Annotated in this window: 18 protein-coding genes; 10 read left to right on the top strand and 8 right to left on the bottom strand. The window is 43.8% G+C overall.

The window, feature by feature from the left end; all coding sequences use genetic code 11:
* Positions 1–8 precede the first annotated feature (8 nt).
* The 5 genes from liaH to liaR all read left to right on the top strand — a co-directional run bounded on the left by liaH (position 9) and on the right by liaR (position 4116).
* On the top strand, positions 9–689 hold the full coding sequence (gene liaH / locus NYE43_RS17300; RefSeq protein ID WP_024122802.1) for a stress responsive protein LiaH: 681 nt from the start codon (positions 9–11) through the stop codon (positions 687–689).
* A gap of 99 nt (positions 690–788) precedes the next feature.
* Entirely contained in the window at positions 789–1661 is an 873-nt protein-coding gene (gene liaG / locus NYE43_RS17295; protein ID WP_185848643.1) for a LiaG family protein, read from the top strand.
* Positions 1662–1695: 34 nt separating this feature from the next.
* The gene (liaF, locus tag NYE43_RS17290) at positions 1696–2424 is read left to right on the top strand and encodes a cell wall-active antibiotics response protein LiaF (protein ID WP_024122800.1); all 729 of its coding nucleotides are present in this window, start codon (positions 1696–1698) and stop codon (positions 2422–2424) included.
* Entirely contained in the window at positions 2421–3503 is a 1083-nt protein-coding gene (gene liaS / locus NYE43_RS17285; RefSeq protein WP_024122799.1) for a two-component system sensor histidine kinase LiaS, read from the top strand. The genes liaF and liaS overlap by 4 nt, the downstream gene beginning before the upstream one ends.
* Positions 3481–4116 (top strand): two-component system response regulator LiaR, encoded by a 636-nt coding sequence (liaR, locus tag NYE43_RS17280; RefSeq protein WP_024122798.1) that lies wholly within the window; start codon positions 3481–3483, stop codon positions 4114–4116. The genes liaS and liaR overlap by 23 nt, the downstream gene beginning before the upstream one ends.
* Positions 4117–4123: 7 nt before the next feature.
* Here liaR and NYE43_RS17275 read toward each other — a convergent pair whose 3' ends face one another.
* Genes NYE43_RS17275 through NYE43_RS17265 form a run of 3 tightly spaced genes read right to left on the bottom strand, consistent with a single transcriptional unit; the run spans position 4124 to position 7750 of the window.
* Positions 4124–5239, bottom strand: a complete 1116-nt coding sequence (locus NYE43_RS17275) for a Ger(x)C family spore germination protein (RefSeq protein WP_101859970.1) — start codon at positions 5237–5239, stop codon at positions 4124–4126.
* Positions 5236–6333 (bottom strand): spore germination protein, encoded by a 1098-nt coding sequence (locus tag NYE43_RS17270; RefSeq protein ID WP_101859971.1) that lies wholly within the window; start codon positions 6331–6333, stop codon positions 5236–5238. Before NYE43_RS17270 ends, NYE43_RS17275 begins: the two co-directional genes overlap by 4 nt.
* Positions 6302–7750, bottom strand: coding sequence for a spore germination protein (locus NYE43_RS17265; protein WP_101859972.1), 1449 nt, complete (start codon positions 7748–7750; stop codon positions 6302–6304). The genes NYE43_RS17270 and NYE43_RS17265 overlap by 32 nt, the downstream gene beginning before the upstream one ends.
* Positions 7751–7866: 116 nt before the next feature.
* Here NYE43_RS17265 and NYE43_RS17260 point away from each other — a divergent pair, with 116 nt between their 5' ends.
* On the top strand, positions 7867–8052 hold the full coding sequence (locus tag NYE43_RS17260) for a YvzF family protein (protein ID WP_010331829.1): 186 nt from the start codon (positions 7867–7869) through the stop codon (positions 8050–8052).
* A gap of 66 nt (positions 8053–8118) precedes the next feature.
* The gene (gene fumC, locus NYE43_RS17255; RefSeq protein WP_010331827.1) at positions 8119–9507 is read left to right on the top strand and encodes a class II fumarate hydratase; all 1389 of its coding nucleotides are present in this window, start codon (positions 8119–8121) and stop codon (positions 9505–9507) included.
* A 37-nt stretch (positions 9508–9544) separates the two neighbouring features.
* Here fumC and NYE43_RS17250 read toward each other — a convergent pair whose 3' ends face one another.
* Entirely contained in the window at positions 9545–10420 is an 876-nt protein-coding gene (locus NYE43_RS17250; RefSeq protein ID WP_103671341.1) for a TetR/AcrR family transcriptional regulator, read from the bottom strand.
* Positions 10421–10588: 168 nt separating this feature from the next.
* Here NYE43_RS17250 and spxO point away from each other — a divergent pair, with 168 nt between their 5' ends.
* On the top strand, positions 10589–10753 hold the full coding sequence (spxO, locus tag NYE43_RS17245; protein ID WP_003221681.1) for an anti-adapter protein SpxO: 165 nt from the start codon (positions 10589–10591) through the stop codon (positions 10751–10753).
* A 27-nt stretch (positions 10754–10780) separates the two neighbouring features.
* Here the strand turns inward: spxO and cssS are convergent, their stop codons facing one another.
* Both cssS and cssR read right to left on the bottom strand, forming a co-directional pair.
* Positions 10781–12136: a secretion stress-responsive two-component system sensor histidine kinase CssS gene (gene cssS / locus NYE43_RS17240; RefSeq protein WP_024122793.1), complete on the bottom strand. Its 1356-nt coding sequence runs from the start codon at positions 12134–12136 to the stop codon at positions 10781–10783.
* The gene (cssR, locus tag NYE43_RS17235; protein ID WP_185848644.1) at positions 12133–12810 is read right to left on the bottom strand and encodes a secretion stress-responsive two-component system response regulator CssR; all 678 of its coding nucleotides are present in this window, start codon (positions 12808–12810) and stop codon (positions 12133–12135) included. Before cssR ends, cssS begins: the two co-directional genes overlap by 4 nt.
* A gap of 275 nt (positions 12811–13085) precedes the next feature.
* Between cssR and NYE43_RS17230 the strand changes: the two genes are divergently transcribed.
* Positions 13086–14462 carry a S1C family serine protease gene (locus NYE43_RS17230; RefSeq protein ID WP_185848645.1) on the top strand — a complete coding sequence of 459 codons (1377 nt, stop codon included), beginning with the start codon at positions 13086–13088 and terminating at the stop codon, positions 14460–14462.
* Between the two features lie 40 nt (positions 14463–14502).
* Here the strand turns inward: NYE43_RS17230 and mrgA are convergent, their stop codons facing one another.
* Both mrgA and NYE43_RS17220 read right to left on the bottom strand, forming a co-directional pair.
* On the bottom strand, positions 14503–14964 hold the full coding sequence (gene mrgA / locus NYE43_RS17225) for a Dps family protein (protein WP_024122790.1): 462 nt from the start codon (positions 14962–14964) through the stop codon (positions 14503–14505).
* Positions 14965–15041: 77 nt separating this feature from the next.
* The gene (locus tag NYE43_RS17220) at positions 15042–15896 is read right to left on the bottom strand and encodes an oxidoreductase (RefSeq protein ID WP_024122789.1); all 855 of its coding nucleotides are present in this window, start codon (positions 15894–15896) and stop codon (positions 15042–15044) included.
* A 134-nt stretch (positions 15897–16030) separates the two neighbouring features.
* Here NYE43_RS17220 and NYE43_RS17215 point away from each other — a divergent pair, with 134 nt between their 5' ends.
* The gene (locus NYE43_RS17215; RefSeq protein WP_185848646.1) at positions 16031–17815 is read left to right on the top strand and encodes a M3 family oligoendopeptidase; all 1785 of its coding nucleotides are present in this window, start codon (positions 16031–16033) and stop codon (positions 17813–17815) included.
* Positions 17816–17846: the final 31 nt, after the last annotated feature.

The following is a 17846-nucleotide window of genomic DNA, read 5'->3' as shown; positions in this document are numbered from 1 at the left end:
ATAACGGTATGGTATTAAAAAGAATGAGAGATATGTTTGTTGCGTCAGTTCATGAAGGTTTGGATAAACTGGAGAACCCTAAGGTGATGCTGAATCAATACGTTCGTGATATGGAAAGCGATATTGCAAAAGCAAAACAAACGATCGTCAAACAGCATACGATTGCCTTTCAATTTAAGAAAAAATATGAAGAAGCAAATGAAGTGGCTGGAAAGCGTAAGAATCAAGCTCAGCTCGCTTTTGATGCCGGTGAAGAAGAGCTTGCGAAAAAAGCGCTGACAGAAATGAAGTATTTAGAGGGAAAGGCAGCAGAGCACAAAGCTTCCTACGAACAGGCAAGCAGCCAGCTGGCTGAGCTGAAAGAACAGCTGGCCACACTTGAAACAAGGCTTCAGGACGTAAAGGATAAAAAACAGGCGCTGATTGCCCGGGCAAACGCCGCAAAAGCAAAAGAGCATATGAACGCGACATTCGACAAAATTGACAGTGAAAGCGCGTATCGTGAATTTCTGCGGATTGAAAACCGAATTGAGGAAATGGAAATCCGTGCTGATTATTCGAAATCAGCGGAAGCCGGCACAGAATCGAGCCGAAGTGAATTTGCAGGTGAAGTAGAAGCTGAAATCGAAAAGATGCGGGAACTCTCATTGAAAAAATCAGATCAAACATCACATGCAGCAAATGAATAAGCGGGACAGGGAAGGGTTTTCGTCAAGTCCTTCCCTTCCGCACGTATCAATTCACAGGCTTTTCCTTTATAATAGAATGAATGAGAAGGATGAAAACAAATGAAAAAAATGCTGGGCAAACTGCTGATCATTGCCGGTATTCTTGTTTTTTCCGCAGTTGTTATCAAAGACGTGCTTGCTGAAGGTCTTTCATTCATAAACGGCACTGAAGCTGATTCAGCCAGTGCTTCACCGTATGAGATCGAAAGCGTAATCATTGAATCGGATCACAAGAATGTGAAGATCATAGCGGAAGAGCGTAATGACATATCAGCAACCATCTCAGGTGACTCTGGGAAATTGTTTGTGGCTGAAAAGAGAAGAAAGCTGGAGCTGACGGCAAAGGAAAAAGAATTTCAATTTTTGAATGGATTTCATCGCGCTTCCCTTGTCGTCCGCATTCCATACACGTACAAAGGCGGTTTGGTTGTGAGAACCTCAAGCGGCGACGTGTCTGTAGCCGGTAACAAACATCTCACGCTTTCCGAGCTGAACGCAGCGTCTGCAAGCGGAAATATGGACGTAACGGGTATCCGCCTTCAAGAGCTGAAGATGAAGGGCTCTTCCGGGGATGTGTCGATATCAAATACAGACGCTAAAACAGCCGGCATCCGTTTAACTTCAGGCGACGCAAACTTGGACGGTGTTTCAGGCTCACTTGATGTACGGATGACATCAGGAAACTTTCGTGCGGATTTAGAAAAGGTAGCAGGCTCTTCAGCTGTCACATTAACGAGCGGTGATGTGTATCTGGAGCTTCCCGAAAACGGCAGTTTCAAAGTCAATGCGGCTTCAGAGAGCGGAAGCGTCAGCTCGGCGTATCCATTTGCTGATACAGCACATAAAGATCATCATCAAATCACAGGCTCACATGGAAGCGGCCAGCATCTAGTCGATATTAAAACAGACAGCGGGGATGTAGCGATACAGTAGCATCTGGCAGAAGAAAGGAGGCGGAACAACCAGAATGACAAAAAAACAGCTTCTCGGACTTATGATTGCTTTATTTGGCATCAGTATGTTTTTGCAAATTATCGGAATAGGCGATCTGCTGTTTTGGCCGCTCTTTTTTCTGATTGCCGGCTATTTTTTAAAAAAGTACTCCCGTGACTGGCTTGGGTCCGTCATGTATATCTTTGCCGCTTTCTTATTTTTGAAAAATCTGTTCAGCATCACCTTTAACTTATTTGGCTACGCGTTTGCCGCATTTTTAATCTACGCCGGCTACCGGCTTGTGAAAGGAAAGCCAATTTTTGAACCGAGTGAGAAGCCTATCGACTTAACGAAAAAAGAAAAACAGTCCGAGCCTCCTAAAGATGTGAAACACCCTGACATGCGAAGCTTTTTTATCGGCGAGCTTCTGATGATGAAGCAGCCGTTTGATCTGAATGATTTAAATGTATCGGGTTTTATCGGCGATGTGAAAATCGACTTGTCAAAAGCGATGATTCCGGAGGGAGAGAGCACGATTGTCATCAGCGGAGTGATCGGAAACGTTGATATTTATGTTCCATCAGACCTTGAAGTGGCTGTCAGCTCGTCCGTTTTTATCGGCGACATTAATCTGATCGGCTCGAAGAAAAGCGGATTAGGCACAAAGGTATACGCTGCGTCTTCTGATTTCAGCGAGTCCAAACGCCGGGTAAAGGTATCCGTCTCCCTATTTATCGGTGATGTGGATGTGAAATACGTATGAGAAAAAAACTGCTTGCCAGTCTCCAGTGGCGCGCCATTCGCATGACAACGGGAATCAGTCTGCTCCTTTTTGTCTGCTTGATTTCTTTTATGATGGTTTACTATCGGCTCGATCCGTTTGTGCTGCTGTCGTCAAGCTGGTTCGGGATTCCGTTTATCCTGATTTTGGTGCTGATCAGCCTTACGATCGGTTTTGCGTCAGGCTACATGTACGGCAACCGGCTGAAAACAAGGGTCGATACATTGATCGAATCGATTTTAACATTTGAAAACGGTAACTTCGCTTATCGTATACCGCCGCTCGGGGACGATGAAATCGGGCTTGCAGCCGATCAGCTGAATGAAATGGCGAAGCGGGTTGAACTTCAAGTCGCTTCCCTGCAAAAGCTTTCAAATGAACGGGCTGAATGGCAGGTGCAAATGAAGAAATCAGTCATTACAGAAGAACGCCAGCGATTGGCAAGAGACCTGCACGATGCTGTCAGCCAGCAGCTCTTTGCGATATCCATGATGACCTCCGCCGTATTAGAACACGTAAAAGATACGGATGATAAAACTGTGAAACGGATCAAGATGGTAGAGCACATGGCGGGAGAAGCCCAAAATGAAATGAGGGCGCTGCTGCTCCATTTAAGGCCAGTGACGCTCGAAGGGAAAGGGCTGAAGGAGGGTCTTACGGAGCTTTTGGACGAGTTCCGGAAAAAACAGCCGCTTGATATCGAGTGGGACATACAGGATACACCGATTTCCAAAGGAGTAGAGGATCATTTATTCAGGATCGTACAGGAGGCCCTTTCGAATGTATTCAGGCATTCAAAAGCCTCAAAAGTATCCGTAATCCTCGGTGCAAAGAACAATCAGCTGCGGCTGAAGGTCATTGATAACGGAAAAGGATTTAAGATGGACCAGGTAAAAGCGTCATCCTATGGCTTGAATTCGATGAAAGAACGTGCAAGCGAAATCGGCGGAGTTGCCGAGGTAATTTCGGTTGAAGGAAAAGGCACACAAATCGAAGTAAAGGTCCCGATTTTCCCGGAAGAAAAAGGAGAGAACGAACGTGATTCGAGTATTGTTGATTGATGATCATGAAATGGTCAGAATGGGGCTCGCCGCTTTTTTGGAAGCACAGCCCGATATTGATGTCATCGGCGAAGCATCTGATGGCAGCGAGGGTGTACAGCTTGCTGTTGAATTAAAGCCTGATGTGATTTTAATGGATCTTGTCATGGAAGGCATGGACGGCATTGAAGCGACAAAGCAAATTTGCCAGAAGCTTTCCGATCCGAAAATTATTGTGCTCACAAGCTTCATTGATGATGACAAAGTGTACCCGGTCATTGAAGCGGGAGCGCTCAGCTACTTATTAAAAACGTCAAAAGCGGCCGAAATCGCTGATGCGATCCGTGCCGCAAGCAAGGGAGAGCCAAAGCTTGAATCAAAAGTGGCGGGGAAAGTATTATCCCGGCTGCGCCACTCAGGCGAAAACGCGCTCCCGCATGAATCCCTCACGAAACGGGAGCTTGAGATTCTCTGTCTGATTGCAGAAGGAAAAACAAATAAAGAAATTGGGGAGGAGCTGTTTATCACGATCAAAACAGTCAAAACCCACATCACCAATATTTTATCAAAGCTGGATGTCAGCGACCGGACACAGGCAGCCGTCTACGCACACCGCAATCACCTCGTAAAATAGGCGTCCGTTATTTGGACGCGCCCTTCGTTCCGAAGTCTCTGACGACCACATTGACATGATATTCTATTTCCGCATTGCTGAAATAATCATCCCATTTGTTTGAGATCTTTTTCCATTTCTGAGGATAATGGATTCTGACTTCGTTTCCCAGTCCGGTCACGTCTGTTTTGATCTCTTTCTGCAGCGTGCCCTTAATAAATGCTGTGACTGTGTCTTTTAATCGTTTTTCGACTGTTCTTTCAATATCTTTGATATATGAATCCTTAAACGAATCTTCATCAGGATTCCAGTCCTCGGATAAACGCCCTTCAATATTGCGTGTGACGGTGAATGTAAACTTTCCGTCCTTGTAGGATGTCTTGACCTTTCGATTGCTGGAATACACTTCGTAAGAAAAAAGATAGCCATTACGTCTCAAATCAATGACGCCGCCTTTGACCGCGCCGGTAAATAAGTTAATATTTTGAACTTCACCCGGTGTTAAATTTCTGCTCCATAACTTATCTTTTATGATAGCAGCTCCGTTTATTGCGAGTTTGCCGTTTTCCACACCGACATGGGGAATGAGGAACGAATCGTCAGAGGTCAAGTGTTCTGAAATCTCCCCCAATGTAACAGGCTCCATCATTCTGATGGTGACCTTGTCATTCTCTGTCAGATCATAAATCACATTGGATGCGGGCTCGCCTTGATCATTCATTTTAAATATGTCCTTCGGGCGTCCATCGGTGACAAACACATACGAACTCCGCCTTGTCCCGTTGTCTCTGACAAATTGATTAATGATCGAGTCCATTCCAATATCAGCAAGCACGTCCTTGGAAAATAAAATGAGACGTAAATGCTGGGAAAATGTAGGATTGTGCTTTAATGCCGACGTTCTCATCATTTGATGAACCGTTTCACCCTTTGTGACAGCAATCTGTGTCGGATCAGATGAAGAGCCTTCCTTTGAACTGATTTTTTTCGGCACAAGAATCTGCTGGGTCAGTTCTAAATTATGATCATCCGGCTTGTCTAAGCCTACTCCGATCACCAAGCTTAATTCTTCGATATTCTTGCTGTCCCAGCATCCGGACAGCAAAAGGGTGCATATGAAAATACATAAAATCCGGATTTTCATTTTGCTGTAATCCTCCTTTTGACAGCTACAATGAAAAAGAGAATGAAGGGAAGTAAAAACACGCAGACGAAAATGTATCCGAGATAATCGCTATACATCATGACCTGATTGGCGTCATCCGGCCACAAAGAAAAATAATAGACAGCCGCGCCAATGAGAACCATGCTTTTTTTAGTCGATAATCCAAACGTCTTCTTCAGCCCGTTAGCGGCAAAATACCCGTAAATGACAAACGTTGTGAAAAATTGAATAATCCAAACGACTAGCAAAAACGATTCAAACCGTTCAATGAATATGCCTTTCAGCTCAAAAGACTGAAAGAGAGAAATGGTCGGCCAGATCAGCGTTTTCACCTCAGGAGCTGTCAAAGCCCCGACAACGATGATATACGTCAGGATATATAAAATAATCGGAATCAGAAATCCGATAGCCGCGTATCTGAATGTGTATTTCTTTTTCTTCATATGTTCAGGAAGAAACAGCATCACTTCCATTCCTAAAAAAGAGATGGAAACGACAGTTAGGGAGTTCGCAATGGGTCCCAAGCCCTCACCTAAAACAGGGCGCAAGTTATTGATGTCAAAAATTTTAAAACTGATCCCAAACACTATCAGCAAAATAATAATCGTAATCGTTAAATAAAAGGGAAACAGCCGCGAAACATCACTTAGCCCCCCAATGATTAAATAGATGCCGCAGCAGATAAACGTTAAAATAATGACCTGAATCGGCGTTCTCTCCAGCAGGAAAAACTTCACCATTTCAGCCATCGCCCTGGTTTCAAAACTGGCCACTCCGATAAAATAGCAGGAGATCAAAAGCCCCATGATGCTGCCAATCCATTTCCCAAGCCCTTCCCGCAAATACTCAAACAGTGAGGGATATTGATGTTTTTTCTGAATGAGCGTGTTTAAATAAATGAAAAAAATAAAAATGACACCTTCTAATATCAGCGAGATCCAGCCGTCAGGAGTATTACCCTTAGTGGTCAGCGCTCGGGGCAATGTTAAAAGACCAGCACCGAGCATTGTATTTGCAACAACAGAAATACCTTGAAAGGTATTAAGTTTGAGTGGAGTCTGTTTTTGGCTCATTTGGATTATTCGCCTCTTTTGGTTTGTTTTTAATTGGGAGACGGATAATGGAATCCTCTGTATTTTTCAGGCTGAAAAATCCATTTGGCGAAAAATACGGAGATCCAAAGCTCGTTTGTCTCGTAAGGTGCGTATAAATGACCAGCATAAATAAAATAATCCCGTACAGCCCGAGTATTGCGGCGGAAAACATCGAAATAAAACGCAGCACCCGGAAAGACAGACCCATTCCGTATTGGGGAACGGTAAAGGATGCAAGGGCAATGACACTGACGACAATCACCATAATCGAACTGACGAGATTCGCTTCTACCGCCGCTTGTCCGATGACGACACCCCCGACGAGGCCGATCGTCTGGCCAAGTGGGTTGGGAAGACGCAGCCCGGCTTCTCTTAGCAGCTCGATCGTCACTTCCATCAGCAAGGCTTCAAATATCGGAGGAAACGGCACGTTTTCCCTGTTTGCTGAAATTGTGACGGCGAGCGCGGTGGGCAAGAGCCCTTGATGGAATGACACGAGTGCGATATAAATCGATGACAAAAACAAGGTGATGAATATAGAAGCAAAACGCAGCGACCGGATGAGGGATGCCGAGATCCAGCGTTCGTAGTAATCATCCGGAGATTGCATCAGTACACCGAGTGAAACCGGCACCAAAAGCACAAATGGGGAACTGTCCACCAAAATCGCAACCCGGCCGTTGAACAGGGCGGACGACACCTTATCGGGCCTTTCCGTATTTTGAATTTGCGGAAACGGCGAGTATTTATTATCTTCAATAAGTTCTTCAAGCGTTCCGCTGTCCTGGATATCCTCCAGTTTGATATTGTTAAGCCGCGCTTTTACTTCTTTCACAACGGACTTTTTTGCTTTGCCTTCAATGTACATCATCGCCGCCGGCTTCAGTTTGTTATCGCCAATCATGATTTTTTTGGTAATGAGTTTCGGATGAGAGGTCCTTTGCCTGATCAGAGCAAGATTTGTATCGATATCCTCCACAAACGCAACCTTTGGTCCGCGAACCACTTTTTCAGTTGTCGGCTCTGTCAGGCTTCTTGTTTGTTTCTTTCCTGTGGACAGGATATAGGCTTTGTTGAGGCCATTAACAAACACCGCGCAATTGCCGCTGAGAATTTCCTTAACCGTTTTTTCGGACGTTTCTACTGGCCTTGCGTCAATTTGGTCGAGGCGTTTTTTGACCTGGTCAATCGTGAGTGTCTCCTCATCCTTGATTAAGGTTTTGATCGATTCCAAAACCTTCTGCTGGTCATTCAATTCACTAAAGTAGAGATAGTAAAAAACAAGTCCGTTCGCCAGCATTTTTTTATTTTTCACCAGATCATCGTTTTCTTTTAATTTTGGAAGCACCAATGCTAAATTATCGTGTATATATTCCTTAAATTCTGTTTGTTCCAACGAGGTCACCTCTTGTCCAAAACCTTAGTAGAGGTTATCTTTTCCTGTTAAAAAAATGATATACTGTGTTACAGTATTTTATGGCAGAAGTTTTTTATGAAAGCGGAGGATATGAAGTGGCACAGGTAAGACTTGCAGGAAAACAAGAAGAAATAGAACAGCTCATTAAATCATTTGAAAAGCATTACGATGTCTCTTATACATCGAGGGAGTACGGGCGAACGAATCCGAAGTACAAATATTCAAAGGACTCCCGCGTATATCTTGAATTAAAATTAAAATCTGCCAAGATCGAAAAATAAAAAGGATTTTTTATATCACTGGCGAATTTGATCTATTGAAGCAACCGTTATGGAGGGATACATAAAATGGACTACAGAATTGAAAGAGACACCATGGGAGAAGTAAAAGTTCCTGCTGATAAATTTTGGGGCGCCCAAACACAGCGAAGCAAGGAGAACTTCAAGATTGGTTCTGAAAAAATGCCGATGCGTGTTGTGAAGGCGTTTGCAATATTGAAACGCAGCACGGCGATCGCTAATAAACGCCTGGGCAATCTAGATGCGGAAAAAGCGGAAGCCATTGCAGCAGTTTGTGATGATGTGCTCAAAGGCAAATACGATGATAACTTCCCGCTTGTTGTATGGCAGACCGGAAGCGGCACACAAAGCAACATGAACATGAACGAAGTGGTGGCCAATCGTGCGACTGCGTTATTAAAAGAAAAGAACTCTGATCAAACGATTCATCCAAACGATGACGTTAACCGCAGCCAAAGCTCAAACGATACGTTCCCGACAGCGATGCACGTTGCTGCCGTTTTATCTGTCTATGAACAGCTTGTGCCTGCGCTTGATCAGCTTCGCAATACGTTAGACGAAAAAGCGAAAGCATACAATGATATTGTGAAAATCGGACGTACGCATCTTCAGGATGCCACACCTCTGACTCTTGGACAGGAAATCAGCGGATGGGTGCACATGCTCGATCGTTCGAAGGAAATGATTTTAGAAGCGACAGACAAAATGCGCGCGCTTGCAATCGGAGGTACAGCTGTCGGAACAGGAATCAATGCTCACCCGGAATTTGGAGAGCTTGTTTCAGAGGAGATCACGAAACTGACAGGTCAAACGTTTAACAGCTCGTCGAATAAATTCCATGCGCTGACAAGCCATGACGAAATCACATATGCACACGGCGCTTTAAAAGCTCTTGCCGCTGATTTAATGAAAATCGCAAACGATGTCAGATGGCTTGCGAGCGGGCCTCGCTGCGGCATCGGGGAGATTGTCATTCCTGAAAATGAGCCTGGCAGCTCCATTATGCCTGGAAAAGTGAACCCGACACAAAGTGAAGCACTGACGATGATCGCAGCGCAAATTATGGGGAACGATGCGACAATTGGCTTTGCCGCAAGTCAGGGGAACTTTGAACTAAACGTATTTAAACCTGTGATCATTTACAACTTCCTGCAATCCGTGCAGCTGCTGAGTGACGGAATGAACTCCTTCCATGATAAGTGTGCTGTCGGTATCGAGCCAAATAAAGAAACGATTCAGGAAAACCTGTCGAATTCTTTAATGCTGGTTACGGCGCTGAATCCGCATATCGGATATGAAAACGCCGCAAAAATTGCCAAGCTTGCCCATAAAGAGGGATTGACGCTGAAAGAAGCGGCTTTGAAGCTTGAATTGCTGACAGAGGAACAATTTAACGAAATGGTGAAACCGGAAGATATGGTAAAACCAAAGGCGTAATAGAGAAAAAACGGCTGCTTGTAAAGCAGCCGTTCTTCTAAATATATTGCTGTTTCAAGAGATATGTAAGCTGCTCGGCATCCTCTGCGAGAGCTTCCGACTCCATCAGATTATGGATCATTCCTTTTATGATCACCAGCTTCGGTGTTTTTTTCTTCATTTCTGCTTCAAGTATGTCCAAGCTCTCCGATAATTCAAAAGAGGAGTTTGTGTTCAAGTTTTTTATTTTTTCACGAAGGCTTTTCACAATCGATTCAGTCAGCGGGTCAGGCCGTCCGTGAGACAGGGGCCCGAATAAAGAGCTTGCTTCTTCTAATGTAATGAAAGGCTCATCGTTTCGTTCAGACATGCCTTTGACCATATCATCAATTCGGTTAATAACGATATCTGCTAATTGATCCGGCTTCACAGTATACCCGAGCAAAATCATGCATTCCAGGTAAATCTGGCTGATTCCTTCTATTAGAAAACAAAGCTCCGCTGTATAAGGTTCAGCTTTCTCTCCATATATGTTTAACAGACTGTCAATGTGAAATTGAAGGGAAGTCTGTCGGATTTTTTTCGCGTATTGCTCTACTTCATCCGTATAAGGCAGAGAACCTTCCTTCATCTGCATTGTAATAAAGTCTTTGTGTTCAAGGATGTTTTCATAGAACACGGTAAGCTGCTTGCGGTAAGCTGTTCTGGGGCTGTCGCCTTTCGTTTTAATATTTAAAATACGGGTAAACGTTTTATCATAATAGTAATTCAGCATAGACAAAAGCAGCGCTTCTTTAGAAGGAAAATAAATATAAAAAGCGCCTTTAGAAATTTTGCATGCTTTGGCAATTTCCTGAACCGATGTTGAGTTATATCCTTTTTGGGCAAACAGTTTAATGGCTGTTTCAATAATCAGCTTTTCTTTTTCCTTCAAATGGTTCCACCCTTTCGGAGCCTGAGGCCTACATAGGATATGACCATATAGTCATACCGTACGTTATAAATTTAACCTTATTGTAACTTGTTTTTTTATCATGTATTATTTATATTATAAATTGAGATGACCGAACGGTCAAAGCTCAAGCGAAAGGGTGAATCTGAAATGAGAGAATTGGACGAAATGATCAGCCGCTTGCGAAACAGAGGAATTAAAGTGGAAAAAGTCAAATATCCGAAGCAGACGTTGTCAGAGAAAAAATGGGTTCATCAATGCAAACAGCCGCTCAAAACAAATTACAGAGATTTTAACGGCTATTCTTTCACATAAAAAATAGACTGCAAAAACATCTACAGTCTATTTTGGCACTGCTATGCGGTATGTTACACCCGTTTTGTCATTTTCAATTGAGATAGACGCCTTATGAAGAGTTAAAATGCGTTTTACGATGCTGAGCCCAATGCCGAATTCGCCTTTCTTCCCTTTATTAAAAGGCTCATAAAGGCTGGAAAGCATCTCATCTTCAATATGCGGTCCGTCATTTTTAATGGTGATAAAGATATTCCGATCATCTTGTTTCATGATGATTTCAATCTTTGTTGCGGCATAGCGGATTTGATTTTCCAGTATGTTCTCCAGAAGCTTGTTCCATTGCTCGGGATCACCCGGCATGAGAATGTCTTCTTCTACATCAATTCCCCATGATATTTCTTTTCGCGCCCATTTCAGTCTTTCAATGACTTCTTCTGTCACTTCCATAATACTGAATGTTTCATGTTGTACTTTTTGCTTAGATAAGTAATCGAGCTTTGTTAAATATAATAAATCTTTTATTTTTTTCTCCAGCTTAAGGGCTTCGCCTTCAATGACATCTACTGTATTTTCAAGATCTCCTTTAGGAAAAATCCCATCTTTAATGGATTGGGTATATCCCCTGATCACCATAACCGGCGTTTTTAAATCGTGAGAAATATTTTGTAAAAGGGTTCTTTCTGTTTCATCCTTTTGCACGAGCTTTTGGCGCATCTCTTCGATGGTATGGCCCAATTTGCCGATTTCATCTTTCCGATCCACTATGACAGGATCATCCCAATCCTGTTCTGAAATCCGTTTGACGTGCTTTTCAAACGAAACGAGAGGCCTTGATAAATATTTCGCAAGCCAAATCGCCGGAATCCAGCTTAATAAAATGACAACCGCTATAATAAACAGCAGCTGTTTGAACAGGGTGAAGGCCAGATCGTCCCGATAAGAATCAAGTGCATAGGACAGCATCATGGCGGATTGCCCGTTGACGGAAAGTCCCTTCTTAATGACAAAAAACACTTTTTCGCCATTAATTTCAGCGCTGTATCGTTTCTTTTTGGCTTCCTGTTTATCAGCTAGCTGGTATACCTTATGAATAAAATCAGACGAGAGGATTCGTAAATCCTTGTCTGACGAAGCCGCTTCATTTTCTGGCAGAAGCACGTGCTGTACAGAGCGCACGGTCGTCGGCGCCGTGGCTTCCTCACTGTAATAGCGCCTTTCGATTGAACCAGGCAGGCGGTACTCAGTCAGAACATGCTGTTCATTTTCAATGGTGGTGTACGTTTCATTGGTGAAAAAATCACGCAGCGTGTTTGAAAATAAAACAAGCAATAAAATCGATATGGCTAACAGGATGCCGGAGATAACAACCCATATTTGAAACGAGAGCGGCTTGTTTTTCATGATGTCATCATCCTGTAGCCAAACCCGTAAATGGTCTCCACTTTGAGTTCAGGCATCTTTTTACGCAGCCTCCGGACAAGATCATCAACAACGCGGTCAGTTCCAAAGTAATCATGTCCCCATACCTTGACGAGAATATCCTCACGGGAATATGGATGCCCTTTATGATGGATAAATAAGAGGAGGAGATCAAATTCCTTCGACGTTAAATTAATCAAATTGCCGTTTTGATCATAGACCTCACGGGCGTCTTCCGCGACCCGATAGGAGGAGACGACGGTTTCGTTTTTTTGTGCGGCCGGCGCTTCCTTATAGACAAGCTGCAATAGTTTTTGCACACGTATAATCAGTTCCCGCGGGAGAAATGGTTTTGAAATATAGTCATTGCTTCCAAGCTCTAACCCAAGCACTCTGTCAATATCGGCGTCTCGTGCGGAAATAAAAATGACCGGCACGTCAGGGTCTTTCTCTTTGATTTCTTTTATTAATGTATAGCCGTCAGTATCCGGCAGCATGATATCGAGAATCCACAGGTGGGGAGACGGCGTCATTTTTTTTCTGGCGTCTTCGCCTTTCGTAAAAGATGTAATGTTCCAGCCCTCATTCTCTAAATACTTCGTCAGCAATTCATTCAGATTATCCTCATCCTCAACTAGATAAATGGTATATGACAAGGCTCTTCACATCCTTTCAACGTCATTATAAACTAGTTTTAACATACGGCAGGCAATTTTCATAATTTCACATATTCTTTTCATTTTTATCCCACAATGTTTGTTTATGATGTGTATAAGGGAAGAAAGGAAAAGAAAAGAGCGGGGAAGATGTAGGATGATCAAACATATTCTATTTTGGTGCTTTGCTTTTCTCCTCATTATTGGGACAATTGAACTTGTACATGCGATGAATATGTAACGATAAACGAAAACCGAATAAGGAGTGTATGCATATGGATTACAGACGTGATGACCAGAACGGAGAACAACACACAGAACCTTCACATACAGAAAAAATGAATACAGAAAACCGGAAGCTGATTGAGCATCCTGAACAAGAATTGCTTGATCCGCTTCATTCTGATGAAGCGGGACGAAAAGAAACGGCTTCCGCTTTAGAAATGGAGAAGAAAGAAACAGCTGTAAAAAAAGACAAGAAGCGGAGAGCCGCATGGCTGAGCCCGATTTTAGGCGGGATCATCGGCGGCGGACTGATGCTCGGCATCGCGCCTTATTTGCCGTCTGACCATAATCAGACGACCGAGACGGCTTCCGCAAATAAACAGGTGCAATCAGACAACTTTACAACGACACCTGTGACAAACGCGACCAACGTGGCTGATATGGTAGAGGACTTAGAGCCGACAATTGTCGGAATCTCAAATATCCAAACCTCTCAAAATAACACATTCGGCACAGAAGGCAGCTCCGGCTCTGAAAGTGAAAGCGGAACGGGGTCAGGGGTCATTTTCAAAAAAGACAATAACAAAGCATATATCATTACAAACAACCACGTGGTGGAAGGAGCGAATAAGCTGACTGTTACTCTGTACAATGGTAAAACGGAGACAGCCAAGCTTGTGGGAAGCGATACAATTACAGATTTGGCTGTTTTGGAAATCAGCGGCAAGAACGTCAAAAAAGTGGCGAGTTTCGGTGATTCTTCGCAGCTGCGCACAGGTGAAAAAGTCATCGCCATCGGTAATCCGCTCGGCCAGCAGTTCTCCGGAACAGTGACACAAGGGATCATCAGCGGACTTAACCGGACGATTGATGTCGATACGACTCAAGGTACGGTTGAGATGAATGTGCTGCAAACAGACGCGGCAATCAATCCGGGGAACAGCGGCGGCCCGTTAATCAATTCAAACGGCCAAGTGATCGGTATCAACAGTTTGAAAGTAAGTGAAAACGGGGTTGAGTCACTCGGTTTTGCGATTCCAAGCAACGATGTAGAGCCAATTGTTGACCAGCTTCTTGAAAACGGAAAAGTGGAACGTCCATTCTTAGGCGTGCAAATGATTGATATGTCACAAGTTCCTGAAACGTACCAGGAAAACACACTCGGCCTGTTTGGCGATCAATTGAGCAAAGGTGTCTACGTCAAAGAAGTTCAATCCAATTCACCGGCGGCTAAAGCAGGAATGAAATCTGAGGATGTGATTGTCAAATTAAACGGCAAAGATATCCAAAGCAGTGCGGATATCCGTCAAATCCTATATAAAGATTTAAAAGTCGGAGATAAAACAACAATTCAAGTGATACGAAACGGAAAAACGAAAAACCTGAACGTGACACTGACCAAGCAGACAGAAAGCCTCAGCAGCTAAATAGCAAAAAAGCTGAACCCGAAGAGGGTTCAGCTTTTTTTTAGCCTAAATAAGAGGAAAGCATCCACACTTGTTTTTCGACTTCATCGATTAATCCGACAAACAAGTCTGCTGTCGCATTGTCTTGATTTTCTTCCGCAAGGCCGATGACGAATTTAGACTCGCTGCTGATTTGTTTGTAGTCGTTCACCAAAGCTTGGACCATTTCTGAAGCTGACGTTTCGTTTCCGCCGTCTGTGATAGATGCTTGCTCAGTGTATTCTTTCAAAGTGGCAACAGGCTGTCCTCCGATAGCCAGCAGGCGCTCAGCAATCGTATCCACAGTTTCCGCCGCGTGGTCATACAGTTCTTCAAATTTTTCATGCAATGTAAAGAAGTGAGGTCCTTTTACATACCAATGAAAACGGTGCAGCTTGGAGTATAGAAGAAACCAGTTTGATAATTGGGTGTTCATTGAATTCTCAACTAATGTCAGGTTTGTTTTTGCGTTTTCGGTTTTCATAATCTTACGTCCTCCTTGTGATCTGTTAATTTAATTATACCACGTATTAATTAAAAATCAATACTAAATTATAATAATTATAATTTAGATCGACTGAATAGTTTTTTCTTCAGGATAGACTCCCATGCGGACCAAGGAAAAAGCGCTCGGAATAACAGGGTGAGCTTGACGCCTTTTCCGATCGGATAACGCAATTTCTTTAAACGCTGTTTCATCGCTAATTGATAAATGAGGTCGGCAACCTCTTGGGGATCTCCGCTTTCATCGGCATTTTTTTCAACATAAGAAAGGATCTTTTTATAGTATTGATGATAAGCTGAATCGTCAGCCGGCACAGTCATGTGATTCGATAACGATGTTGACCAGATCGATGTTTTGTATGAGCCTGGCTCGATCAGAGCGGTTTCAATGCCGAAAGGAAGCAGCTCCAGACGCAGGCTTTCTGAAAACCCCTCCAATGCATACTTGGAAGAGGCGTAAGGCGACAATGCGGGAAATCCGGTTAAACCGCTGATACTGCTTACGTTTATAATCTTTGCCCCGCTATGCTTTCGTATGTAAGGAAGGACGGTTTTTGTGACATTGATTAATCCGAAAACGTTCGTTTCAAATTGCTTTCTGAAATGCTCCATCGGCACATCCTCGATAAATCCTCCGTAAGCTGTCCCCGCATTGTTGACGAGTAAATCAATTGGGGCATACGCACTTATGGTTTTTCCAAAGGCTTCGATCGAGTGTTCATCAGTGACATCGAGAGCGGTGATGTGAATGGAGTCAGCTACATGATGTTTTGCTGCTAAACCGCGCAGCTGTTCCGCTTTCTCGGGCTGCCTTGCTGTGGCAATGACGAAAAATGACTGAGCCAGTTTGACTGCTGCCAGCAGACCGAAACCGCTAGACGCTCCTGTTACGATAGCTATTTTTTTATTCATTTTCCATATCCTCCTGTTCGGCGCTACAGCTATTGTACAATGATGCACAGAGAATGACGCTATAAAAGAAAATTTTATACAATAATTCAGAATTGTTCTATAATAAAATCAAATAAGGAAAGGGGTTTTGAGTCATGGGATTGCAAGGGGTAAACAAAACATGGGATCTGGACTCGTTTTTTAAAGGCGGGAGCCAGTCAGAAGAATTCAAGGGATATATTGAAAAGCTGTCACAAAGCCTGCGTGTATTTCAAGACATGGCAGATGCATTTGAGGCGCCAGAAACATCTGATGATGCTGGAAGGCTGACCGCATTGCTTGATGCATTTGAACAAAATTCGGTAAAGCTGCAGCAGGCCGGTGCTTTTGTCTCTTGTCTTCAGGCACAGAACATTAGCGATCAGAAAGCGAATGAACATAAATCATTCATGCATCAGCTAGTCGCAGATTTTCAATCCTCCCTTGTCACATTGGATCATAAACTTGTGGAAATTGATCAAGGCGTGTGGGAAGAATTGCTCAAAACACCTGGACTGCGAGAGGTATCATACATATTAAATGAAAGAAGAGAACGGGTTGCGGAAAAGCTCAGCCCAGACAAAGAAAAACTGATTGGAAGCCTTGCGGTTGACGGTTATCATGCCTGGGATGATTTATATCATATCGTTGTCGGAAAAATGACCATTCCGTTTGAGGAAAAACAATTATCTGTCGGACAGGCGGAAAACATGATGTCTTCTCAGGACCGTGATGTCAGAAAAACCGTTTTTGAACGCACCAATCAAGCTTGGGAGCGGGAACAGGATATTTTCAGCAGCACGCTGAATCATTTGGCGGGGTTCCGGCTGGAAACCTACAAAGCGAGAGGATGGGAGGACGTTCTGAAGGAGCCGCTGCAAATCAACCGGATGAAAAAAGAAACGCTGGATACGATGTGGCAGGTCATTACTGAAAATAAGCAGCCGTTCGTTCAGTTTCTCAACCGGAAAGCATCCATGCTTGGACTCGAAAAGCTCAATTGGTATGACGTTGAGGCACCGATTGGGTCTGCCGGGAAGGAATATTCATACGATGAAGCCGCAAACTTAATTGTCAGCCAATTTTCCACGTTCGGCCGAAAGTTGTCCGCTTTTACAGAAAAGGCGTTCCGTGACCGCTGGATTGAAGCCGAGGACAGAAGCGGAAAAAGAGTCGGCGGCTTTTGCACGAGCTTTCCGGACAGCGGGGAATCCCGTATCTTCATGACGTTTTCCGGCAGTGCCTCGAACGTTTCAACGCTTGCCCATGAACTCGGGCATGCCTTTCATCAGGAATCGATGCTCAATGTAAGGCCGTTAAATCGATCCTACGCCATGAACGTAGCGGAAACTGCCTCAACTTTTGCGGAAATGATTGTGGCAGACGCGACTGTCAATCAGGCGGAAACAAAGGAAGAAAAGCTTGTGCTTCTGGAGGATAAAGTGCAAAGAAGCGTTGCTTTCTTTATGAATATCCATGCGAGGTTTTTATTTGAAACGAGATTTTACGAGGAACGAAAGCGGGGAATTGTGCCGGCGGACCGTTTAAACGAGATGATGGAAGAAGCGCAAAAAGAAGCGTTCTGTGGCGCTTTAGGCGAGTATCATCCGCTATTCTGGGCGTCAAAGCTCCACTTTCATATTACGAGAGTGCCGTTTTATAATTACCCTTATACGTTCGGCTATCTGTTTTCTCTCGGTATTTACGCTCTGGCGCTTGAAGAAAAAAACACGTTTGAAGAGAAATATATAGCGCTATTGCGTGATACGGCATCCATGACCGTAGAAGATTTAGCGATGAAGCATTTAGGCGCAGACATCACGAAGAGAGACTTTTGGGAAAATGCCATCAAGCTGGCAGTGCAGGACGCCGAAGCCTTTTTGCAAATGACTGAATCATAAAGGAAAGCCGGGCGCTGAAGCCCGGCTTTTT

Origin of the sequence: Bacillus sp. FSL R5-0434 (genome assembly GCF_038004745.1) — a bacterium.
In the GTDB taxonomy this organism is placed as follows: Bacteria; Bacillota; Bacilli; order Bacillales; family Bacillaceae; genus Bacillus; species Bacillus halotolerans.
This window is presented reverse-complemented; position numbering and strand designations above follow the sequence as displayed.